Source organism: Cellulosilyticum ruminicola JCM 14822, from assembly GCF_001311925.1.
Lineage (GTDB): Bacteria > Bacillota > Clostridia > Lachnospirales > Cellulosilyticaceae > Cellulosilyticum > Cellulosilyticum ruminicola.
Genome location: NZ_BBCG01000019.1, coordinates 37,916 through 61,275 on the forward strand (window position 1 = coordinate 37,916; position 23,360 = coordinate 61,275).

The following is a 23,360-nucleotide window of genomic DNA, read 5'->3' on the forward strand; positions in this document are numbered from 1 at the left end:
GCTACACCTTGTCTTTGTAGCATCTTTTCTCTCTATATTAACTAAATAGCAGCCACACTCCCGACAACCATTTAATCCACCTATTCCTCTACAACAAATGTTCCTGCGATGATATCGTGTAAGGCTTGCTTATTTTCTGTCCAGCCTGCCATCATGTATCCAATGAATAAAATAAGCCCTGAAAGGAACTTACTAAAGTAACGTGCTGTAGCTCTAGCAAATGTAACTGGATTGCCTTCTACATCCATTACTTTCATATGCAATGCTATTTTACCAATTGTACCTTGGTTTTCTGAGCTTTCCATATAAGCAAAGTAAAGCCATCCAATTAATATTCCTACAACAGATACGATGCCGTCTAATCCTACTGCCCTTAAAACAGCACCAATAATTCCTTCTACAATAGCTAATATAATCCCATCAATTAAGCTAGCCAAAAATCTTTTCCAAAATCCTGCATAATTGCTACCCATATAGCTATTTCCTCCATATCCATTATTGTTATATACGTTATTTTCATATCCATAATTAACATTACCAGTTAATCTATCTTTTATCTCTTGTGTATTTGCTATTTTTTCACCTAAAGCTTCACCACAGTTTGAGCAAAAAACAGCACTGTCATCACACCATGTACCACATTTTCTACAATACATAAAATCCCCCTTAATTTTATATCATCATGCACAATGTATCATACACCAAAAAGCTAATAAATGATATATCTATTTTCAATTCATTAAATTCAGAATATCATTCATTAACTTTTTCTTCGTCCCTTATTATTTTCTCTAACTTATTAGATATTTCATCTATATTCTCAAACCTTCTAGTAATATTATCTTTTATACTTTTATTTCTTATATGCGTATATTCGTCTTCTAATTCTTCTAATCGTTTATTAATTTCCTGAATCTCTATACATTTACTTTCCTTAAATAGATATTCTACTCTTAATTTCATTAATATAATATGTTCATACATAAAATGAAATGGTCTTATGTCTATCTGATGATTCTTTTTAAAAAATTCTTCTGTATAGACTTTCATATATTCTAGTGCCTCAAATCCAAACTTATGTTCTTGTGGGTTAAATAAATCAATCGTAGGTCTAGATTCAATCATATTTTTAAGACTTAAACGAATTTGCTCCATGTCCAATTCACATTTAATTTTAGGATTTTGCTTAATTACTAAGAACTGTGTTTGAAAATCAGGGCTTTCATCATTAATTCCCCAATAAGCTTTAAAAATCTCCTCAAAGCTACACACTGCTTTCCCAAATTTACCATTTGGCAAGTTATCTGCTATATAAACCTCATTTTTTTCTAAATTATAACCATAAATGAGTAATTCATGTATAGAATGCTTATTATGGAATTTTGAGAATACAGGTAAATAATAACGATCTACATATAAAAACAAATAATTATCTTGATTAATAACTTCTATAATAAATTCCTTAAAAGATTTCTTATAATATGATTTAAGAATCTTTCTTGGTACTATATAAGACTCTAAACAAGGACAATAAGATAAAAACATTTGATGATTATCAAATGCAAATATTCCCCAACCACATTCATAACGTATTTGGATAAAATGATTCATAATCCAAGGCCATGTTGTTTCTGGCATGATTGAAAATAATACACCATAAGATGTATAAGAACTAATTATTGGAGCTTGCATATCTAATATTTTCTCTTCCATAAAGTTCACCCTCTCAATAAATATATCAAGCATAATACTTGGCTTGTGTATTAAACAATTCTGAGTAAATACCATTTTCCTTTTTTATTAAATCATAATGTGTTCCATATTCTACAATTTTACCATCTGCAAAAACTGCAATTTTGTCACAAAATTTACAAGAAGCTAAACGATGCGATATAAAAATAGCAGTCTTTTGATAAGCTAGTTCATTGAATTTTAAATAAATATCTTGCTCTGCAAGTGGATCTAATGCAGCTGTAGGCTCATCCAAAATCACTATTGGTGCATTTTTATAAATAGCCCTAGCTATGGCCAGTTTTTGTTGTTCTCCCCCTGAAGGTTCAAAACCCTGTTCATCATAATATTTAAATATTGAGGTTTCTAAACCGTAGGGTAACTCATTTATTTTATCTTGCAGATTTACCTGCTTAATTATATCTTCAATCTCTTTATCTTTAATGTTTTCTGCATCTTCTAATGCAATATTCTCTTTTACCGAAAAGGCTAAAAGCCTAAAATCTTGAAATACTACTGATATAAGCTTCATATATTCTTTAAGCTCATATTCATTAATATTACAGCCATCTAACAATATTTCACCACTTGTCACCTCATATAATCTACATATTAATTTAACAAACGTTGTTTTACCTGCTCCATTTAATCCTACCACTGAAAGATGCTCACCAGCTTCTATATATAGTGAAATATTCTCCAAGATATATTGATTGGTTCCAGGATAAGCAAAGTAAACATGCTTAAATTCAATAGTATGTTTTTCTTGCTGCCCACACGCTTTATGCCCAATAGATGTATATTCCTCTAATTCCATAAAATCAATATATTCTTTTATAAAAGAACTTTTTTTCTGTAATTCTTGTACTTGTATAATGATACTACTTATTACATTTCCTAAAGTATCATTTGTATTGATTAGCATTGAAAAATCCCCAATACTACTCATTTTCTTAATCACTAAATAACCCAAATAGCCATAAGCAATACTATTTCTTAAAATATCTGTAGCAGCCATACCCGCCATATATTTATAACTTTCTTCTGATTGTCTCTTCCAAATTTCTAAAATAGCCTGATTATATTTGTCTGATTCATTAAGCATCAGATGCTCTGCATTATACAAACGAATTTCCTTACCATACCGAAACTCCGTCAGTTTATAAAAAACATATGAAAACTTACGCATAAGTGGTGAAAAATCTTCAAAGTTTTTACGCTGAATCTTATTCTTCTCATTATTAAACTTAGCATCTATTATGACATTAATAAGCACAATAACAATTAATATGGGGGCTTTTATCATTAAAATCCCTACTGTTCCAATCAAGGTAATACAACTAGAAATAATACTTGAAACAATCCCTATAATTCCGCCTATGCCACCTGACCAACTCAATCCAGTTTTAGCTCTTTCTACTTGTTCTAGTACTTCCTTATTCTCTATATTCTTAAATTCAATTTGCATCACTTTATAACTTAAGTTTGTTTCGAAATAACGATTGAAATCATCATTATAAATTTTACTTATATTTTCATCTAAAACAATATTTACAAAGCTAAATATAAGATTTAATATAATCATAATTGCAATTAAATAAACTAATCTTTGTATATCTCTTTCTCCCAATAACTCATCAATAATATACTTAGGAAATACCACATTAATAAAAGGGAAGATTCCTTTACAAATAATTTGTAAAGTATATATTATAAAGTAACTTGGTTTATAACTCCAAATTTCTTTAAATAAATAGGAAATACTTCTTTTCAAACAACCTCCCTCCCTTCTATTTCTTCTTTATAATACTGTGCTTGTACATTATAAAGTTGTGCATATTTCCCATTAATAGCTATGAGCTCTTCATGAGTACCATATTCCTGCACTTGCCCTTCTTCAAATAAGGCGACATGATTACAAAATCTAGTTGAAGATAAACGGTGAGAAATATAAATGGCTATATGTCCCCCTATAAGATGATCAAAATCACGATACAATTTTTCTTCAGCTAATGGATCTAATGCAGCCGTAGGTTCATCTAACATTATAATTGGTGCATCTTTATACAAAGCTCTTGCTAAAGCTAGTTTCTGTCTTTCTCCTCCTGATAAATCTACACCATCATCATAAAGCACTTTTAAAAGCTGCGTTTCTATTCCCTTGGGAAGCTTATTTACTTTTTCATTTAAACCTGCATCTTTCAAACATTTCTTGACCTTTTCTTTATCCGTTTCATGTGGCACTTTCATAGATACATTTACTGCTAATGGAAATGCATATAATTCAACATTTTGAAACACCGGTGCAAATAATCTAAAATACTCTTCTTTATCAAACATTCTAACATCTATACCATTTAAATAAATAGCACCTTCTGTTGGTTCATATAAACGGCATAATAACTTTATAAATGTGGATTTACCCGCACCATTTAACCCTACAATTGCAAGACGTTCACCTTGTCCTAACTTTAAATTAATATTATGCAAAGCCTCTTGTTCCTGCCCTTCATATTTAAAAGATACATTTCTAAATTCTAATTGTATGGATTGTGTTTTACTAAGGAAATCATTAATTGAATATTTCTCATCCTTATTTATTAATGCGTCTTTCTTATCTTCTTCATAATTCATAAACTGCCTAAAATCATCTACCTCTACAGCTTGATTTCTTACTGTAGCTATTTGATTTAATAAACTACCAAGTGATGTAGAAAAGGTGTTCACTGCTGCAATATACAATGTAAAGTTTGCAATAGATAGATTTCTATATATCACATAATAAATAAGGCATAGATAAAGTACTGCATCCTGTATAAATTTTAGACCACATACACATCCTTGACTTTTTAGCCAAATATTCCTTGAATGCTTCATGGCTTGTAAAATATTGTTGTCTATTTCCACCTGTTTCCCATGAATCCAATTTGCCATATTATAAAGTCTTATATCTTTACCATATTCAAAATCTGTTGCCATCACTCTAAGTGCATGCTGTTTCCGCCACTCAGGCGGCAACCTATCCCATACTTCTTTTTTATCTTTTTGCTTCGCCCAGTCTACAGGTATAAACTGTAATAAAATAATTAAACACATCATTAGCATTAATATGGGATTTAAGGTGCTTAAAATAACAATAGCTACTATACTTTGTACAATAAGTGTAGCTATCCCCACGCTACTACGAATCATCCCTTCTATCCCTCTAGCCTCACCATCTACTGCATGCATTGCCTTATAATAACAATCTAACGCTTTAGGATTTTCCAGAAGTTGGTAGTCCATTTTCAATGTCTTTTCCATAGCTTGTCGCAAAAATTTTATCCTACAGTCAATAATACGCCACCATGTCTGACTCTCCAAAAGCCCATTGACACATTTTATACTTAACATGATTACAGCAAAAGAACTCACAATGCCTATTAACTTATTTACACTTTGTTGCATTTGAACTTGTTCAATTAATACTTTTATTAAAAATGGCACAAAATAAACACTTACTGCACTTAATATGACTTGTAATACGAGCATTATATTTAACCACTTTTGGCACTTATTCATTTGTATTATAATAAATCTTAGATTTTTAAAAACACCATACTTCTTACTTTCATCCATATGTACTCCCTACCTTATTATTGATTTGCTATCTCTAGCCGTTCTAAAATAGCGGCTTCAATCTCTCCTAGATTTTGAAATGCATTATAAGTTAAGGCATCTTCATCAAATTGAATATCAAATGCTGTTTCACATTCTATTATGATTTCAATATAAGTAAAAGAATCTATTCCCAAATCTGTGAGCAATACTTCACGCTTAAACTCTGTCTTCATTCTATTTAGTTTATTGGCAAATATCTCCTGTATCTTACCTAATATATTCTCTTCTTTTTTTAAATTATTACCTTGCATAGCTTCATTTTCTTGCGGAATGTCTTGTAGATAAGTTTCAAGCATTGTAACTCTATCTTTTTTCCCGTTATCCGTATACTTCATTTGTTCAACTTGAATAATCTTTTTAGGAATCATATATGAAGGTAACTTCATTTCTAATCTCGAAATTATTTCTTTTTGAATAATCGTCTCATTTCCAGCTACAAATGCAATAATTTCTCCACCTTGTGCTGTAGGATGATAACATGTCATAGCAATATTAATTCCCTGCATTTCTAGTAAAACATTTTCAATTTCTTCAAGCTCAATTCTATGTCCCCTTAGCTTAATTTGTTGGTCTATTCGCCCTTTATAAGTTAAGTTGCCATCTGAATTATAACAGCCTAAATCACCTGTTTTATAGACTAATGTATTTTCTTTAAACGGTACCTTTATAAACTGTTTAGCCGTTGCTTCTTCATTATTGCAATACCCTTTACTTACACCGGCCCCTGCAATACATATTTCCCCAACTTCTCCTTGCTCTACTTGTTGCATTTGCTCATCTAATATATAAATTTGTGTATTTAAAATGGGATGTCCTATATTCACTTCATTTGCTTGTGTTAAATCACTTATGGCAGACCAAATAGTTGTTTCTGTAGGACCATACATATTATAAATTTTAGCTTTGGTATATTGCTGTAAGTTTTTCAAAAGAGATTCTGGTAAATTCTCTCCTCCTACCATAATTGTGCGTACTTCTGATAATGCTGAAAAAGTGTTATCTACTGAATAAAGAATCTGCAATGCTGAAGGTGTCATCTGAATCATATCTACCTTATTTTTCTCAATTAATTCTAGTATTTTACGTGGATTTTGTTGTTCTTCTTCAGTAGCTAATACTACTGTAAGCCCCTTATTTAGGGCTAATATAGATTCTAAGAAAAATATATCAAATGTTGTTTTGGTAAGGCATGCTATTTTACTTCTTGACTCAAACTTTATTTGCTGTGGCACTGCCTCAATAAAATTCTCAATACCTTTTCTTAAAACTTCAACACCCTTAGGTTTACCCGTAGAACCTGATGTGTACATTAAATAACAGATTTCTGATTGATTTTGATTAACTTTCATTTTACTGCAGCTTGCTTCTTCCAATTTACTACAATCCAATCTAATAGCTGATATCCCTTCAAAATCAAACTTTCCCTCTTCATCAATAATTACTTGATTGATATTGGCATTTATAAGCATATATTGCATACGTTCCTTTGCCTGTAATTTATCAATCAACATAAAAGGTATATGCTTTTCTAATAAACTAAAAAGTGTTGCTATTAATATAGGACTACGCTCTAATGCTATGGCTATTATTTCATCTTTTCTTATCTTATAACAGTCTAATTGCATACTAATACACTGTATATACTGCTCAAGCATCTTTGTTGTATAAAGCCTATTGTTATAAATGATATTCCCATTTAAATGTATCTCCATAGTATCTCCTTTCTATCATTCAAAGCTTTATCCTCCCTTCTAAAGTAGCATTTTCTCTCGTTTTGCTAATAATTCCATTAAATACTTATATTGATCAGGAGCTTTTTCTCCTAATGTATCAATATATACCAAAGCCTTTTTTATAACAAATTTTTCCAATTCACAAATAATGCTATCTGGCTTATAAATTGAATGATTTACCAAACATGAATTATGATAGCAGTCACCACCACAAATATATTTAGCCCAACATTTTGAGCACTCTTGCCTAGTTTCAATAGTTATGGCTTCAAACTCATTATGCATTTCCTGTTCAAAAATATTGCCTATCTTATACTTTTCCATTCCAACAAAGCTATCACAAGGATAGATATCTCCATTAGCTGCAATACTTACTTTGTTCTTTCCTGCTTGACAACGATTTTGTACAACATATCTTAACAATAATCTTCTTACAATTTTTCCTGCAAAATCATTATCATTTAATATCATCTTCAAATATGTAATACTTTGATCTTCTAATTGAGCTGTAAAAAAGTCAAATAATTCTGTATACATTTCTTTTACCTGCTCAACACACTCACTGTTAATGGCATACTCAGATTCTTTTTCCAACCTTACAATCTTCATCTGTACATTTCTAAATCCTAATCCATAGTGATGACGTAAAATATCCACTAAGCTCTTCGTTTTACTTGTTATTACAACAAGTCCCCAAATGTCTTTTGTATGTCTAGAATACACTTTAGATGCTTTGATTTTTTTTATATTATTAACAACTCTCTCATATGTGCCTTTACCATTTATATCTACTCTTAATAAATCATGTTGCATCTTATCCCCATCTAAGCTAATGCCAATATTAATATTATTTTCATCTAAATATTTTACAGTTTCATCCGTTAATAATGTACCATTCGTAGCTACCCATAATTCCAGTGGCTTATTAGTCTCCTTATAAAGTTTATCTCCTACTTGTTTAACATATTTTATAACATCAAAATTAAGTAATGGTTCACCACCACTTACAAAATCAATACGATATTTTTTATATTGAGGCATATAATCATAATAAATAAAGCGTAACGCCTTCTCTACCATTTCATAAGTAAACTTCTTTCTTCTCCCTTATATACTTTTCCTTGCTGTGCAAAGCAATATGGACATTGTAAATTACATTGATGAACAGGTGGCAAAGAAATCAATCCTTCTGATGCTTCACCTTCAAAGCTATATTTCTGCTCCTCATTTGTATAAAATAATCCCTGCTCAAATAATTCTCCTAATGATGCTCTAGCTTCATCTACTTCAGCTTGTCCCCATTTCTGAATTAATGCTTCATCTGTTATATTACCTTCCATATTTTCGAAACAATCATTGTATAATTCATCTAATTCTGCTAATGTTAAATGTGCATAATCAAATGCATAAGGGGTTCCATTTTCATAAAATCTATATGTATAATTAAAATTATATTTCATTCTAATCCCTCTCTAACTCCATATATAGTTTTTCTAGATGTTGTCCTAAACTTTCTTCTAATTGACTAATTGCTTGCAAGACTATACTTATTTTATTCAATAATACATCTTCTACTTTTATGCTCATTCTAATAATCATAATTAAAAGACGTTCATATTCATCTCTTAGTGTTTTATAAATTTCATTAATTTGTACTAATGTTTCACTGCTATAAACATTTTCAGATTTCATAAAGTAATAGGCTTGTAATTTCCTAGCAATAAATATCAAGAATAAATCATTATGAATCTTCTTTGCATTACTTATTATCTTGCCTTCTTGTGTCAACATTTTAGGAATATACTCAATGATTTTCTTCAGAGCCTCAATACCATATAATTTTTTAGAACTTATTAAACTCTTATTCCCCTTATAAAATTCTTCATAAATCTTCTTTACACCATATGCAAAGATTTGCTGCGCATTATACTCCTCTTGTTTAAATCGCTCTAAAATATATACTTCACGGCCAATCTCTCCTCCACTAAAAGGATTTTCATTAAATGGATTTTTAGAATTTCGTGCTTGGATTAAAATATCTTTAGATATCAATCCCTTAAAATAGTGCGGTTCATACCAGTCAATAATTTGAAAAGCATCTTCATATTCTCTCGTTAAAATAATAGCGTGTGAACCATGATATTTATTAAATGAGTTCTGATAAGGTAAATAATAAGTATCTGTAGCCACAATGATAACTTTATCTTCCTTTAAATAATTCGAAACATATTGTTCCGCTGTGATATCCTCCTCAAAAGCTTCAATTGTTAGAAATTCCTTAAATATTTCCCACAATTTATTACTCCCTACACTATGATTACTTATATAACCACTTAACTTATTCTCTTTTAGACTCAGCTTGCAAGATACATCTATATATAAATGTGGATTTAAAACACCATAATATGTTAATCCTTGTATTAAACAATTTTTAAGACAATGATAATGTAATAAGCTATCATACTCTTGCTGCATTTCATAAATATTCATACCCACTCTCCCATTCATTACTTCTATACATCTTACTAAATCAACTCTAAAATATTATCAAGTATTTCCTCTACACTCTCACTTTTATTTATATTAATACTTGGATCATCCAACTGTTGCCAAGCACTATAATAGGTTTTATACTCTGCTTTAGCTTTACTAAACGCCTGGTATGGATTCAACTGTTTTAATTCCGGATATTCATCTTCTTTGTAATCTATAATTCCATTAATTAAAAAATATGATTACATTTTATTTGATTATATTTAATCATATTAATAGTTGTGGCAGATAACCCATTTATGCTTACAAAACTAATATCCTTCATGTAGTGATGTATTTTTAAATACTCATAGCATAATTGCATTGAAACCATATTCTTCTTCCAATAACTTATTCCAAATTGTTTAAACCCTAGCTCAGTATCCTCATCTTCATAATAAGAATTTTTTATAAAAATTACGCGTATGCCTTTTTGTAATAATTGTTCCATAAATGCTTCTTCAAAATCTCCGTATCCTAATTCATTTTCAAAATTAATGACTACTACGGGCATATCTTTATGCTTAAACCTTCCGAATACAATGTCCTTTAATACAATTTCATTTTCATCTCTACCTTTATAAATTTTTTCATAAAATTCATAGTCCTTATCATGATAAATATGTTCAGATTCTTCTCTTACTGATTCTAGCTCTTCAATTATAAATTTCTTATAAAAGCTTTCCATATATACCCCCCTCATTGGTAATTTTATAAGTCCCCAATAATGCAATTTCTTGGAATCACATTATTGGGGATATCTTATTTCTTATCTTAAACTAACAACCATTACTTTTAAACTTATCACAACATGCTGTATATGTATCGCAGCAAAAGCTTTTTTCACCTACTGCAATTTTTTTGAGTCTAAGTACTTTCATCTCTTATTCCTCCTTTAACATCCGGTACTGCTATTATTACAATAAGTAGCGGAATTACAACATCTTGAGTCCTCTTCTTTAAAAATTAGCAACCACTGTTTTTAAATTCATTACAGCATAACTTATATGTGTCACAACAGAAACTCATTTCACCTACTGTAGCTTTTTTTAATCTTAATACTTTCATTTTTAACACCTCCTTTAAATGTTTTATTTTTTTAATAAATTACTTTTTGACTAACATCCATTGTTTTTAAACTTATCACAACATGCACCATAATTGTCACAGCAAAAACTCTTTTCGCCTACTGCGGCTTTTTTAAGTCTAAGTACTTTCATATGCTCACCTCCTTCCAATAACGCATTTCTTAGTCACCATACATATTACTAATATATTGTTTAATCATTTCTGAATGCGTTACTTCAAGGCAATAGTCATCATTTAAATGATGTACTGTTTTTGTAAAATAGCATCCTCCTGAACAAACACCTACTAAGCTACACTCATAGCATTTATCTGGTATTTCATGTACTTTAGGTCTATCCTCAAAAAATCCACCTTCATATATATTACCTACTTCATATCCCTTCATCCCTGCAAATGATGGGCAGTTATATAATTTACCATCTGGACATATAACAAAGAAATGTTCTACACCATGACCACAAAATGTTTCCCACATTTTAAATCTAAAGTTATTTCTTCTTAAAGCCTTATATATAGTTTCTAAATACTGCATTGTTTCTAATGTATGGCCTGAAATGTTACTATCAGCAACCGGTGGGTCAACTGGCGCAATCCCTATTGAAGCTATTTTAGCAAATCCTCGCTCTCCTAATTCATCTAATAACCCACTAATATATGGTGCATTGTCTCTATCAATATTAATTCTAATAACCAGGCTTACACTCTTATTCTCTAACATTGCTATATTTTCAATAATCTTGTCGTATGATCCTTTTCCACTTGCTAATATTCTTCTTTTATCATGTATTTCTTTAGGACCATCAATTGTACATTGAATACTCTTTAAACCACATTCTATTAATGCATCTACTTTTTCCTCTGTTAACAAATAGCAATTAGAAATCATATTAAACTCTAACTCAATTCCTTGTTCTTCTAAGCTATGTAATTCTTTCAAAAAGAGTATATCTTGTTTAAATCCAACTAAAGGTTCTCCACCAAATAATTCTATCGTTAACTTCTTTAAATTATTTTTTATAACATACTGTTTTAACCACTTTGCCATTGTAATGACTTCTTCATCAGTTAATTTCTTATTTTCTGTGCCATGCTCTGTAGAATCAACAATGCAATAAGGGCATCTAAAGTTACACGTAAATGTCGGGATAAAGTATGCAGCACATTCTCCTGAATAATCTCTACTTTTACGTGCTTCTTTAAACATTTCCCCTTCAACTTCATCTTCTTTTACAATACATTTATCTACATATAATTCTGAAATAACCTTTTTAATATCGTCCGTTGGCTTTGTACCCGCTAATACATTATTAATCATTTCATAGTCTTCTTTTGAAATCTTATTTACACAACGACTTACACTATGAAATAAAATAACACTATCTTTTTGTGGATAAGCATTAATATATTTACTCCAGCGTATCTTCATCATAAACTCCTTCTTCCTCTATTTTAAAATTATACTTAAGTTTCAATAATTCCTTCATATATGCTTTTCTACATACCTTTTTACAATGACCTGCACCTTTAGCAATCAGTTCTCTATTAGGACATCCTCCACTACAAAGTCCTACTAACTCACAATTTAAACATTCTTTCCATGGTGTCTTAGCTATTTGCACATAATATGTATCATACATTTCTTTTAAATCAATTGAGCCTACTGCATAATCTTTATTTCCTACCATAGATGGGCATTTGTATAATAAGCCATCCATATTAATCATGTACCACGATTCACTCATCATCCAACAATTATTAAGTTCGCCATACGCTATATGAAACCCTAACTTTTGTGCAAACTGCAATATCTTTACAATCTCTTTCAAAATAAATTCATTTTCACTATCATCTTCTAAAATAGTATCATTTACACATAATGATGCAAATTGACTATATTGTAAGCTCTTTAATAATTTCAATAGATATGGAACAGATTTGTAGTTATCTTTATCTACATTTATTCTAATCACAATACTTGCATCAGGATCTTCATCTATCAGCATTGCAATATTATGAACTATTTTATCAAAAGTTCCTCTTCCATCCCTGTAATGACGTCTTGAATTATGTATTGCTACAGTCCCATCAAGTGTTATTTGATAGGAGTGGATATTTAGACGTGCTAGCTTTTTAACCATTTCCGCTTCTAATAAAACACCATTGGTAATAACATTAAATGTGACAGGAATACTTATATTTCCAAGCTGCAATGCAACATATTCAATAGCCTTAATATTTAAAAGCGGTTCTCCTCCCATAAATGTTATCGCTAATGATTCCATTGATTTCTTATTTACCTTTGAAATAATCCATGCTACAGCTTTCTTATATGTTGCTTCATTCATATTACTATTACTTTTTAATAGTCCACCCTTCTCCCAGCAATATGAACACGCTAAATTACAATCGTTGCTTACAAAAACCCAACAAGATAGACTTTTAGTTTCTTTATTTCGCCTTTGAATATAAGATTCCATTAAGGCACTTTCATCAATCGAATCATCTACTATAAAGCCCTCTTCCCTAAGTTGTTTATAATCTTCTTCTAGCATATTTTCAAACTCTTCTTTACGAGCACTTATAATCGTATTATTCAAGGAATTATACGTTATTAAATAATCTTCTTCACTACACCACTGACAATTGTACTTTGACCACTTCACATTAATTTTTATCACCCCGCCATTTTATATATTATTAATCAAAAATTTCTAAACTAGCTGCCTCAATTGCTGCATCACGTCTTTCCTGCTTAACCTTTTCTACATCTATAAATTCAAGCAAATCTTTTACTAAGTGAAGTTTTGCTACTTCTTCTTCTGTAATAGATATTTTATAATACTCTTCTACTCTGATAATAAACTCTATTAACTCCAATGAAGAAAATCCTATAGATTGCTCCTCTATACTTATTTGTTCACTTCTTAAACCATACTCTTCTTTAATAACAACTTTTTCATTTAATATTTCTTCTGCTAACTCACTAAATACCTGAAGCATTTCATCTTTATTCACTATTATCATCCTCTCTTATCATAAATCTAGTATCTTTTTAGTTAATTTTATGAATTAACTTTGTTTTTTTAAATTTTTATTATATATATTTTATCATATTTTTTCGAAATTTAAATATTTTTTTTTTAATAATATGTATAATATATTTTCTATAATATTTTATAAAATTTCAAAAAATAACTCGTTAATCATTTTGATTAACGAGTTCCAAGTTAAATTATTTAATTATTAAAATTCTGCATTACCAGCTGTTCTTGGGAATGGGATTACGTCTCTGATGTTTGTCATACCTGTTAAGTACATAATAAGTCTTTCGAATCCAAGACCGAATCCAGCATGTCTTGTACCACCAAATCTTCTAAGGTCTAAGTACCACCAGTAATCTTCTTCTTTAAGACCAAGTTCTGCCATACGTGCAAGAAGAACATCTGTTCTTTCTTCTCTTTGACTACCACCAATAAGTTCTCCAATTCCTGGAACAAGAAGATCCATAGCAGCTACAGTTTTTTGATCATCATTAAGTCTCATGTAAAATGCTTTGATTTCTTTTGGATAATCTGTTACGAATACTGGTTTTTTGAAGTGTTCTTCTGATAAGTAACGTTCATGTTCTGTTTGAAGGTCACATCCCCAAAATACATCGTATTCGAACTTTCTACCGCAGCTTTTAAGAATTTCGATAGCTTCTGTGTATGTTACACGGCCAAAATCAGATGTTACAATAAGGTTTAATCTATCTAAGATGCCTTTATCAACGAATTGATTGAAGAATTTCATTTCTTCTTTTGCATTTTCAAGTACATAGTTAATTACGAATTTAACCATATCTTCTGCTAAACACATATCATCTTGTAAATCAGCGAAAGCGATTTCTGGCTCAATCATCCAGAACTCTGCTGCGTGACGAGGTGTGTTTGAGTTTTCAGCTCTAAATGTTGGTCCAAATGTATAAACATCTCTAAATGCCATAGCAAATGTTTCAGCTGAAAGTTGACCTGATACTGTAAGGTTAGCCATTTTACCAAAGAAATCCTCTTTGAAATCTACTTCACCTTGTTCATTTCTTGGAGGGTTAGCTGGGTCTAAAGTTGTTACTCTAAACATTTCTCCTGCACCTTCACAGTCACTTGCTGTAATAAGTGGTGTATGAGCGTATACGAAGCTTCTTTCTTGGAAGAATTTATGAATTGCATATGCAGCTAAAGAACGTACTCTAAATACAGCACCGAATGTATTTGTTCTTGGTCTAAGGTATGCAATTTGTCTTAAGTACTCAAATGAGTGTCTTTTCTTTTGAAGTGGATATTCAGGTGGACATTCTCCTTCAACTACGATTTTAGTAGCTTTAAGTTCAAAAGGTTGTTTTTGATTTGGAGTAAGTACTAAATTACCTTCTACGATAATAGCAGCTCCTACACCTAATTTAGCAATTTCTTTGAAGTTCTCTAAGTGTTCTTCTTCAAATACTACTTGTAATGATTTAAAGAATGTTCCATCATTTAACTCAATGAAACCAAATGTTTTTGAATCTCTAACTGTTCTTACCCAACCTGCTACGCTCATTATGCCTTCTGTAGCACCTTGCTGATAGAGGCTTCTAATAGATGTTGTTTTCATGTCTTATCTCTCCTTAAAATTAAAAAACTCTTCTACTTATCACAAAATCTACTCCTAGATTTTATGAACAAAGTAAATGTTTCATATTGCACTCCAAAATATAATTATAAATAACCGTTATCTATAAGATGACTGCTTATTTCAATCTAAAGCTACGCCTTAATACTATAAAAGCTTCGTCCCTTCAATAAGAAGGGACGAAGCTTTATACTCCGCGTTACCACCCTAGTTAATCACCATAGATGATTCACCTCAAATAAGATATATCGGTCTTTCCCGGCCAAGCCTACTCTCCTCTTGATTCTCTCATTTATAAGATCCTCATGCTATAAGATTTCGGTCAGCAACTCCAAGAGGTTCTTCACAATAGCTATCTGCTAGACTTCCACCATCCGCTAGCTCTCTGAAAGATTAACACCATTGTTACTCGTCTTTTCATCGTTTATAACTATATTTAACTGCTTAACATTATATGGATTTTAAAGCTTTTTGTCAAGCCTTCATACAATGTGCCTATGTTTAATTCTTATTATACTTTTAAATACTATTTACAATCACGTTGACGCATTACTTCATATAAACAAATAGATGTGGCTACAGAAGCATTTAAAGATTCACAACCTCCTGGCATAGGAATAATAATATGCTTTTCAACTTTTTCCTTTACTTCATATGAAATGCCATTACCTTCATTGCCAATAATTAGTGCCACACCGCCCTCAAATTTTGTCTCATAAATAGATTTTGCCGAGTCACTTAAATGTGTGGCATAAGTTGTAATACCCGCTTTATTTAAAGCTGACATATATTCTAAGATTTCGCAGTCCACCACAACTGGTACATGGAAAAGTGAACTCATTGTAGAACGCACAACTTTTGGACTATATAAATCTACAGTACCTTTTGTTAAAAATACACCATCTACATTAAAAGCATGGGCTGTGCGAATGATCGTCCCTAAATTTCCAGGGTCTTGTAAATTTTCAAGTACAAGATAGAAACCATCTTCTTTCACACTTATATGCTCTAAAGGATTTTCTGGCATTTTTACAACAGCCATGGCACCTTGAGGTGATTGTGTTTCACTAATCGCTTTGAAAATCTCAGGTGTTACTGTCACCCATTTTTTAGCTTCTAAATGTTTAATCTCATCTGCTATGATTTCTGGTGTTGTAATATAGTGTATCACTTCCACTGAAGCTGGAATTTCGTTCACTGCTCGAATCCCTTCTACCACAAATAATCCTTGCTTTTTTCGGGCACTTTTCTTTTTTTGTAATTGCACAATATTTTTAATGAGTGCATTTTGCATACTTGTAATATTAATCATGTCTCTTTGCTTCTAACTCCTGTAATGATTTATTTGTTCCTATTACAACAAGTCTATCTCCTTTACTCAGTTCATAGTTTGCTGCTGGTGAAACGTGTATTTGTTCACTTCGTTCTACAGCAATGATATTGATACCATGCTTTGAACGTACATTTAATTCTAAAATTGTGTGACCTGCCCATTCTGGTAAAATCGCCACTTCCATAATACTATAATCTTTAGAAAGTTCAATATAGTCAATGATATTCCCAGAAATAAGATTTGCTGCAATTCTTCTTCCCATTTCATGTTCTGGTAAAATAATGCGGTCCGCTCCTACTTTTTGTAAAATACGCTGATGAATCTCTGTACTTGCTTTCGCCACTACATAAGGCACGCCTATCTCTTTTAAAAGCATAGTGAGCATAATACTTGACTGCATGTCCTTCCCAATAGCTACAATAGCTACATCAAAGTTACGAATGCCCAGCTCTTTTAAAACATCTGGATCGGTAGCTTCTGCTTTTACGGCATTCGTTACAAAAGGTGCAATCTCTTGTACTAACTCTTCTTTTTCATCTACTACCATCACTTCATAGCCAGATTCGGCTAAAGCTACAGCTACACTACGGCCAAATCTACCTGCACCAAATACCACATATTGTTTCGCGCTCATCTAATCTCCTCCTCTATCCAACCATAATCTTCTCTTCTGGATATTGTATAATCGTTTTGTTTTTATCTTGTTTAATCATTAATGCTACAGCAATTGTAACAGGTCCTAAACGCCCAATAAACATGGCAATAATGATAATAATCCTACCAATCAAACTAAGTTTCGAGGTAATTCCTACTGTAATACCTACTGTAGCTGTGGCTGAAACGACTTCATATAAAAGATCTAAGAAACTTAAATCTTCTGTAAAGGTTAAAATAATTAACATTCCTACAATTATTCCAATAGCAATCATAATAATCGCTAAAGCACGGCTAATAATAGTTCTTGGAATTCTACGTTTAAAGATAACTGTTTCATCTAACCCCTTTAAAGTAGAAAGTGTACATAAAACAAGTACACCTATTGTTACCGTTTTAATTCCTCCAGCTGTACCTGCTGGCGAGCCACCTATAAACATAAGTAAAATAGTCATAAGCTTAGAGGCATCTGTCATCTCACCTAATAGCAATGTATTAAATCCTGCTGTACGGGTTGTAACTGACTGGAACATAGATGTATAAATCTTCTCTTTAAAAGATAAAGTACCAAGTGTAGCTGGATTATGAAGTTCGGCAAAGAAGAAAAATACAAAGCCACCTAATAATAAAGTTACTGTAATAATCCATACTAATCTACTATGCACGCTCATTTTATGAAAAGCTTGTTTCCATGACATACGTTCTTTGGCTTTTATCTTAAACATAACTGCATTATAAGTATCTACCCATACCGCAAATCCTAAACCACCAATAATAATAAGGGCCATGAGCGTAAAATTAATAATTGTATTACCACGATAAGCCAATAAACCGCCTTCACCTAATATATCAAATCCTGCATTACAAAATGCTGAAATAGAATGGAAAATCCCATAAATAATGCCTCTACCAAATCCATACTCTGGAATAAAGGCAAGTGCTAAAAAAATTGCACCTACACCTTCTACAAAAAATGTCCCTTTTACAACATATCTTGTAAATTTTACAATCCCAGCAGTTGTATTAAAATTAAAGACTTCTTGCATAATCATACGATTACGCAGGGTAATTTTACGACCTAATAAAATGAAAATCATACTTACTAAAGTCATAAATCCAAGTCCACCTACTTGTATACATAGTATAATAATCAATTTCCCAAATGCAGACCAATGGGCTGTTGTATTCACGACTGTAAGCCCTGTTACACAAACGGCAGACGTAGCTGTAAATAACGCTTCGATGAAAGGCGTATAAATCCCTTCCCTGCTACTTATAGGTAACATCAACACTAATGTTGCAAGCAAAATAACTAACATGAAGCCAACAACAAGTATTTGAGATGGCCCTAAATATGTTGTAATCGCTTTACCGCGATTCTTCCTTAAAAATCTAAGACTTTCATGCTGTTTCATCTTTTCTCTCCTTAAAAACCTTTGATAAAACATATTGTATATGATTCATTCTAAAATTTCTAGTCTTTCCCACTGAGGCTTTTCATAATTAACAAATATTTTTTAGCTATAAAAAAGGAGCCTTATCGGCCAATGTCATTAAGTTAAACTTAAGACATCATTCAAAGCAAGGATATTTGATTACAATAGTTTCAAATTTCCTTGCTTTACTTTTTGTATTTCGATTTATTATTATTTTATGGCACAACAAATAGACAGATTGCTCATCTGTCTAAAAAATATATAATTATATATGATTACGCTACTCGATATAGAAAACTAACTGTTGCTTGGGTTTTAACTTTCCGAGGGTCTCGACGCCCAGGTCTTACTGGTAATGTATACTTTTCGATAAGCTTAATCACATCTGGTGGACTTATTTGTCGTTTCTTTCGTAGGTATTCTCTGCAAATATAAATGGCAATAGTAAAGTTCACCTGTTTTGTTTTATTGAATGCATCACTTTGCTCAATAACATGCGTGGTAATTAGTTCACAATAGTTATATAGCGTTAATCTAGCAAAAATTTCTTGTTTTATATAGTCCACTTTTTTAGCGTGGAAACTTGTTAATCCAATGGCATACTTTAATTCTCTAAAGGATGTTTCAATTCCCCATCTTAAATGATATATTTCTTTGAGCTTTTCTGGTGGAAATCTAAATCTATCAAGGTTTGTAACTACTAGTTCATAGGAATCCTCAGATATCTTAAATCTTGCAATACGAAATGACATTGTATACACACCAGAATTTCCAATAGGAAGATAATCAAATATCTGACATTTAGGCATAAACTTATATCCTTCAAGTTTAGCTACTTTTGTTTGTTTTCTTGTAAATGAAAGGGTTATGTCAGTATCAAAAATCTCGTCATTTGGTAGTTTTAATCCAGAGGCAATTCCATTACTTTCTACATCCTTAATACGAATCAAAAATTTCCAACCTTTATTTATAACATGAGCCATAATGTTATAGTTCTCATAACCACGATCAGCAACTAATATTACGTCTTTTTTTAATGAACGTTCTATCATTTGAATACAAGCTCTCTTTTCTTGATATTCAGACGCAGTTTGAATAATTACATCATTATATACACGATTAAGAACATCGTAAAAAGCATTTAAGTGAAGATGATTCGTTACTCCATTATACTGATTACATTTCCATGCAGTCTCCATGTCTTTAGGATTAGTTGCAATACTCAGATTGCTTCCATCACAAGCAATCAACTGGTATCCATCATATAACTTAGTTGAATGTTGACTTTTGCCATTAAACTCATGAAAGATATATTCAAATGCTTCAGGTAATACTTTGGAACGTTGTTGAGTATATGCAGATACTGTGGGTGTATTTATGTTGAAATCAAAGAAGTCCAACAGTTCTTTTGTCATTGTACATCCACCTGAATTCATAGTAATCCCAATCAAAGTTTTAAAATCAATCTTTCTATTTCTAGTAAAATCTACACTAGGGTTTTTAAGAAAAAGTGAAGGATTATCAGCTAAATCCAATATCACATTTTCTAAGGATAAAGTTAAGTTATTAATATAATCTGACATACTATTTCCTCCTTGTAATCAAGATATTCCTTAATTACAAGGGCCGCTTTCACTATCAAAGATTTGGATAGCGAAAGCGGCCGCACACTATGCTCTATATGTCAAGAATTTTTTACAAAATAAAAAGACCCCTATATCATTTCTGATATAGAGATCTTAAATCATCATCTTAACTAAATGACATTGCCTTATCGGCTCCTTTATATGTCTATAGCTTATACTAATAATCTGCTTACTTCATACATATATCCATCAATGTTTTTCTTCATTTGAAGTGCTTCATTGATATCATAATCTACATATTCACCTTTAACGTAAGATACAACACGTTTAGCCTTACCTTCGCATAATAAATCTACTGCTTTTGCACCCATCATAGCCGCATGTAAACGATCAACAGCTGTTGGTGATCCACCTCTTTGAAGGTGTCCTAAGATAGTTGCACGAGTTTCGATACCAGTTACTTCTTCTACTTTTTTAGCAAGAGCTTCTGATCCACCGATACCTTCAGCAACGATAATCATGCAATGTTTTTTACCATTGTGTTTATTTTCAAGAATAGTTTTGATGATTTCTTCATCAGTTGGTCTACCTTTTTCTGGGATAAGTACCATTTCAGCACCTGAACTGATTGCACACCACAACGCAATGTAACCAGCATTTCTACCCATTACTTCTACGATAGAACATCTTTGATGAGATGTAGATGTATCACGGATTTTATTGATAGCATCCATAGCTGTATTAACAGCTGTATCAAAACCGATTGTATATTCTGTACAAGCGATATCAAGGTCTATTGTTCCCGGAATACCGATTGTGTTAATTCCTAAGTTAGCAAGTTTCTCTGCACCTTGGAATGAACCATCTCCACCAATTACTACAAGTCCATCGATCCCAAATACCTTACACATTTCAGCACCACGAGCTTGTCCTTCTGGTTTGATGAATTCAAGACAACGTGCTGTTTGAAGGATTGTTCCACCTCTTTGAACGATATCTGATACGCTTCTTGGTGTTAATTCTACAACATCACCTGAAAGTAATCCATTGTATCCTTTATTGATACCCATTACTTTTAAGCCACGTGCTGTAGCTACACGAACAACCGCACGGATTGCTGCGTTCATACCTGGTGCGTCACCACCACTTGTTAAAACACCAATTGTTTTTACTTTATTACTCATGAAATAACCCCCTTATGGTTGTTTATTTGATAACTCACTAACTACTTTTATCAACTGAACTATTTTAATTTTCAAATAGTAATTCCATCTAAGTCATCTCGTTATAACAGGAAAATCCTATCTCTAACTAACTTTATTTTACTTAAAATACAAGTAAATAGCAATACTTTTTGACTATTTATTAACAATAATATTATTTTCTCCAATCAAATTGGCAATTTCTCTAATCAAACCATCACAAATTGTGACATTGTACTTAGATGGAAACGATTTTCTTTGCCCATCTTCAGCATTTTCCACAATTATTTTTGTGCTACCCATATACTTTAAAAAGGTATTTAACAGTCCATTACGTATTTCCGGTGTTCTCTGACTCTCTTCTAAACGCAATAAAACATGTGGTTCATCGCATCCAGGATTTAAAATATTCTCTAAAGTTGTTAAATCATCGGCAAGGATTACCGCATTTGTTTCTTCTTTGATGGACACACGTCCTTTGACAATGAGCACGCGTTCCTCATTAATTCTAGCAAATTTGTCATATAAATTAGGGAACACGATAACTTCCATAGTGCCTACTGTATCTTCTAATGTTAAAAATGCCATTTTTTATTCATTTTAGTAAAAATAACTTTTTTCTCCACTAAAATACCACCGACTACAGCAGCTTGTCCATCTACTACATTTTCTTGTTCATCTTCTTTGATAATAAGCTGATTACTCTTTAAGCTAATATAGCGTTCTAAGGTATCTCTTACTTTATCTAGCGGATGCCCACTTAAATAAATGCCCATCACATCCTTTTCATAGTTTAATAAATCTTTACTATCAAATTCTGGAATGTCTGGCAGATGATCTTTATCTTCTACTGCTTCATTACCACCTAAACCGAAGAAGTCCATCTGACCACTAATATTATTTTTACGACTTAAGTTAATACCATTAGCAATTTGTTTATATACTGCCATATACTGGCTGCGTTTCCCACCTAATTTATCAAATGCACCAGCTAGAATTAAGCTTTCGATACTACGTTTATTCGTATCTTTACTTTCCATGCGGTTATAGAAATCTGTTAAGCTTCTAAATCCGCCGCCCTTTTCACGCTCTTCTACAATACGTTCAATCATATTTTTCCCTACATTTTTAATAGCTGCAAGACCATAAATAATATGATTATCTTTGGCATCAAAGAAAGCATGGCCTTCATTAATATCTGGTGGTAATACGCTAATATCCATCTTACGGCAAGTATCAATATAACCTGTAATCTTTGTAGAGTTCTCCATTACAGATGTCATAAGGGCTGCCATAAATTCTACCTTATAATAAGTTTTTAAATAAGCTGTTTGATAAGCAACTACAGCATAAGCTGCAGCATGAGACTTGTTGACAATATTTCACAAATAGGCTCTTTATCCTATTCAACTCTCTTCTAAGAGAAACATTGGACTATATCATTACCTACCGAATAATATCTTATAAGATATTACTAACTTTCTCAGTTACCTTTCACGGTTTAGGTACAGGATTTCGTGCGAAGTTTTTATTGGTTTTATTGCTTCGTAGTCTCTGAACCTTTCACCCTACCTTTATACCATTTGGGTGAAGTGGCTGCCTCTGATTGTCACACATATAATATTTTTACTCTCCCAAAGCCATTACACTCTGCCCTCATGCATGTTACCACCATGAGTTAGTAATTATATGTTACGTGAGTTTCCGGCAATTAACCCTGTTTTCGATAGCCATTTCTGACTAAAGGCACTCAT

General features: G+C 31.7%; 19 protein-coding genes, 1 pseudogene and 1 other annotated feature. All 20 genes and pseudogenes read right to left on the bottom strand.

Going from position 1 to position 23,360, the window contains the following annotated elements:
* Window positions 1–80 precede the first annotated feature (80 nt).
* On the bottom strand, window positions 81–656 hold the full coding sequence (locus JCM14822_RS08580; RefSeq protein ID WP_242861457.1) for an RDD family protein: 576 nt from the start codon (window positions 654–656) through the stop codon (window positions 81–83).
* 97 nt (window positions 657–753) lie between these two features.
* Entirely contained in the window at window positions 754–1,713 is a 960-nt protein-coding gene (locus tag JCM14822_RS08585; RefSeq protein WP_054741500.1) for a BtrH N-terminal domain-containing protein, read from the bottom strand.
* 25 nt (window positions 1,714–1,738) lie between these two features.
* Window positions 1,739–3,505, bottom strand: coding sequence for an ABC transporter ATP-binding protein (locus JCM14822_RS08590; protein ID WP_054741502.1), 1,767 nt, complete (start codon window positions 3,503–3,505; stop codon window positions 1,739–1,741).
* Window positions 3,502–5,349, bottom strand: coding sequence for an ABC transporter ATP-binding protein (locus JCM14822_RS08595; protein ID WP_054741504.1), 1,848 nt, complete (start codon window positions 5,347–5,349; stop codon window positions 3,502–3,504). Before JCM14822_RS08595 ends, JCM14822_RS08590 begins: the two co-directional genes overlap by 4 nt.
* A 17-nt stretch (window positions 5,350–5,366) precedes the next feature.
* Window positions 5,367–7,103, bottom strand: coding sequence for a non-ribosomal peptide synthetase (locus JCM14822_RS08600; protein ID WP_054741506.1), 1,737 nt, complete (start codon window positions 7,101–7,103; stop codon window positions 5,367–5,369).
* A gap of 39 nt (window positions 7,104–7,142) precedes the next feature.
* The gene (locus JCM14822_RS08605) at window positions 7,143–8,204 is read right to left on the bottom strand and encodes a radical SAM/SPASM domain-containing protein (protein ID WP_054741508.1); all 1,062 of its coding nucleotides are present in this window, start codon (window positions 8,202–8,204) and stop codon (window positions 7,143–7,145) included.
* The gene (locus JCM14822_RS08610) at window positions 8,198–8,584 is read right to left on the bottom strand and encodes a hypothetical protein (RefSeq protein WP_054741509.1); all 387 of its coding nucleotides are present in this window, start codon (window positions 8,582–8,584) and stop codon (window positions 8,198–8,200) included. Before JCM14822_RS08610 ends, JCM14822_RS08605 begins: the two co-directional genes overlap by 7 nt.
* Before the next feature lies 1 nt (window position 8,585).
* Window positions 8,586–9,614, bottom strand: coding sequence for a cysteine peptidase family C39 domain-containing protein (locus JCM14822_RS08615; RefSeq protein ID WP_054741512.1), 1,029 nt, complete (start codon window positions 9,612–9,614; stop codon window positions 8,586–8,588).
* A 232-nt stretch (window positions 9,615–9,846) separates the two neighbouring features.
* Window positions 9,847–10,344 (bottom strand): phospholipase D-like domain-containing protein, encoded by a 498-nt coding sequence (locus JCM14822_RS08620; protein WP_054741515.1) that lies wholly within the window; start codon window positions 10,342–10,344, stop codon window positions 9,847–9,849.
* Window positions 10,345–10,905: 561 nt separating this feature from the next.
* A complete protein-coding gene (locus JCM14822_RS08625) occupies window positions 10,906–12,174 on the bottom strand; it encodes a radical SAM/SPASM domain-containing protein (protein ID WP_083461345.1) in 1,269 nt (422 codons plus the stop codon).
* Window positions 12,152–13,408, bottom strand: a complete 1,257-nt coding sequence (locus JCM14822_RS08630) for a radical SAM/SPASM domain-containing protein (RefSeq protein ID WP_172674796.1) — start codon at window positions 13,406–13,408, stop codon at window positions 12,152–12,154. The genes JCM14822_RS08625 and JCM14822_RS08630 overlap by 23 nt, the downstream gene beginning before the upstream one ends.
* Before the next feature lie 34 nt (window positions 13,409–13,442).
* Window positions 13,443–13,760, bottom strand: coding sequence for a hypothetical protein (locus JCM14822_RS08635; protein ID WP_054741521.1), 318 nt, complete (start codon window positions 13,758–13,760; stop codon window positions 13,443–13,445).
* A 228-nt stretch (window positions 13,761–13,988) separates the two neighbouring features.
* Window positions 13,989–15,377, bottom strand: a complete 1,389-nt coding sequence (gene asnS, locus JCM14822_RS08640; RefSeq protein ID WP_054741523.1) for an asparagine--tRNA ligase — start codon at window positions 15,375–15,377, stop codon at window positions 13,989–13,991.
* 190 nt (window positions 15,378–15,567) lie between these two features.
* Window positions 15,568–15,825 (bottom strand) — a binding site (T-box leader).
* Window positions 15,826–15,921: 96 nt separating this feature from the next.
* Window positions 15,922–16,707: a TrmH family RNA methyltransferase gene (locus JCM14822_RS08645; RefSeq protein ID WP_054741524.1), complete on the bottom strand. Its 786-nt coding sequence runs from the start codon at window positions 16,705–16,707 to the stop codon at window positions 15,922–15,924.
* On the bottom strand, window positions 16,700–17,362 hold the full coding sequence (locus JCM14822_RS08650) for a potassium channel family protein (RefSeq protein ID WP_054741527.1): 663 nt from the start codon (window positions 17,360–17,362) through the stop codon (window positions 16,700–16,702). Before JCM14822_RS08650 ends, JCM14822_RS08645 begins: the two co-directional genes overlap by 8 nt.
* Before the next feature lie 13 nt (window positions 17,363–17,375).
* Window positions 17,376–18,797 carry a TrkH family potassium uptake protein gene (locus JCM14822_RS08655; RefSeq protein WP_054741529.1) on the bottom strand — a complete coding sequence of 474 codons (1,422 nt, stop codon included), beginning with the start codon at window positions 18,795–18,797 and terminating at the stop codon, window positions 17,376–17,378.
* Between the two features lie 296 nt (window positions 18,798–19,093).
* Window positions 19,094–20,401, bottom strand: a complete 1,308-nt coding sequence (locus tag JCM14822_RS08660) for an IS4 family transposase (protein ID WP_054741531.1) — start codon at window positions 20,399–20,401, stop codon at window positions 19,094–19,096.
* 215 nt (window positions 20,402–20,616) lie between these two features.
* Entirely contained in the window at window positions 20,617–21,588 is a 972-nt protein-coding gene (gene pfkA, locus JCM14822_RS08665) for a 6-phosphofructokinase (RefSeq protein ID WP_054741533.1), read from the bottom strand.
* Window positions 21,589–21,762: 174 nt separating this feature from the next.
* Window positions 21,763–22,194 carry an OB-fold nucleic acid binding domain-containing protein gene (locus tag JCM14822_RS08670; RefSeq protein ID WP_054741536.1) on the bottom strand — a complete coding sequence of 144 codons (432 nt, stop codon included), beginning with the start codon at window positions 22,192–22,194 and terminating at the stop codon, window positions 21,763–21,765.
* A pseudogene (locus tag JCM14822_RS08675) lies at window positions 22,182–22,979 on the bottom strand (helix-hairpin-helix domain-containing protein); the annotation flags it as partial. The pseudogene JCM14822_RS08675 and the gene JCM14822_RS08670, both read right to left, overlap by 13 nt.
* Between the last annotated feature and the right edge of the window lie 381 nt (window positions 22,980–23,360).

What these genes read in the sequence shown, in the direction of transcription:
- JCM14822_RS08645 (WP_054741524.1), bottom strand. Translation starts at nt 16,707, where the DNA reads ATGATTAATATTACAAGTATGCAAAATGCACTCATTAAAAATATTGTG.
- JCM14822_RS08580 (WP_242861457.1), bottom strand. Translation starts at nt 656, where the DNA reads ATGTATTGTAGAAAATGTGGTACATGGTGTGATGACAGTGCTGTTTTT.
- asnS (WP_054741523.1), bottom strand. Translation starts at nt 15,377, where the DNA reads ATGAAAACAACATCTATTAGAAGCCTCTATCAGCAAGGTGCTACAGAA.
- JCM14822_RS08595 (WP_054741504.1), bottom strand. Translation starts at nt 5,349, where the DNA reads ATGGATGAAAGTAAGAAGTATGGTGTTTTTAAAAATCTAAGATTTATT.
- JCM14822_RS08655 (WP_054741529.1), bottom strand. Translation starts at nt 18,797, where the DNA reads ATGAAACAGCATGAAAGTCTTAGATTTTTAAGGAAGAATCGCGGTAAA.
- pfkA (WP_054741533.1), bottom strand. Translation starts at nt 21,588, where the DNA reads ATGAGTAATAAAGTAAAAACAATTGGTGTTTTAACAAGTGGTGGTGAC.
- JCM14822_RS08615 (WP_054741512.1), bottom strand. Translation starts at nt 9,614, where the DNA reads ATGAATATTTATGAAATGCAGCAAGAGTATGATAGCTTATTACATTAT.
- JCM14822_RS08650 (WP_054741527.1), bottom strand. Translation starts at nt 17,362, where the DNA reads ATGAGCGCGAAACAATATGTGGTATTTGGTGCAGGTAGATTTGGCCGT.
- JCM14822_RS08585 (WP_054741500.1), bottom strand. Translation starts at nt 1,713, where the DNA reads ATGGAAGAGAAAATATTAGATATGCAAGCTCCAATAATTAGTTCTTAT.
- JCM14822_RS08610 (WP_054741509.1), bottom strand. Translation starts at nt 8,584, where the DNA reads ATGAAATATAATTTTAATTATACATATAGATTTTATGAAAATGGAACC.
- JCM14822_RS08600 (WP_054741506.1), bottom strand. Translation starts at nt 7,103, where the DNA reads ATGGAGATACATTTAAATGGGAATATCATTTATAACAATAGGCTTTAT.
- JCM14822_RS08620 (WP_054741515.1), bottom strand. Translation starts at nt 10,344, where the DNA reads ATGGAAAGCTTTTATAAGAAATTTATAATTGAAGAGCTAGAATCAGTA.
- JCM14822_RS08660 (WP_054741531.1), bottom strand. Translation starts at nt 20,401, where the DNA reads ATGTCAGATTATATTAATAACTTAACTTTATCCTTAGAAAATGTGATA.
- JCM14822_RS08625 (WP_083461345.1), bottom strand. Translation starts at nt 12,174, where the DNA reads ATGATGAAGATACGCTGGAGTAAATATATTAATGCTTATCCACAAAAA.
- JCM14822_RS08670 (WP_054741536.1), bottom strand. Translation starts at nt 22,194, where the DNA reads ATGGCATTTTTAACATTAGAAGATACAGTAGGCACTATGGAAGTTATC.
- JCM14822_RS08605 (WP_054741508.1), bottom strand. Translation starts at nt 8,204, where the DNA reads ATGGTAGAGAAGGCGTTACGCTTTATTTATTATGATTATATGCCTCAA.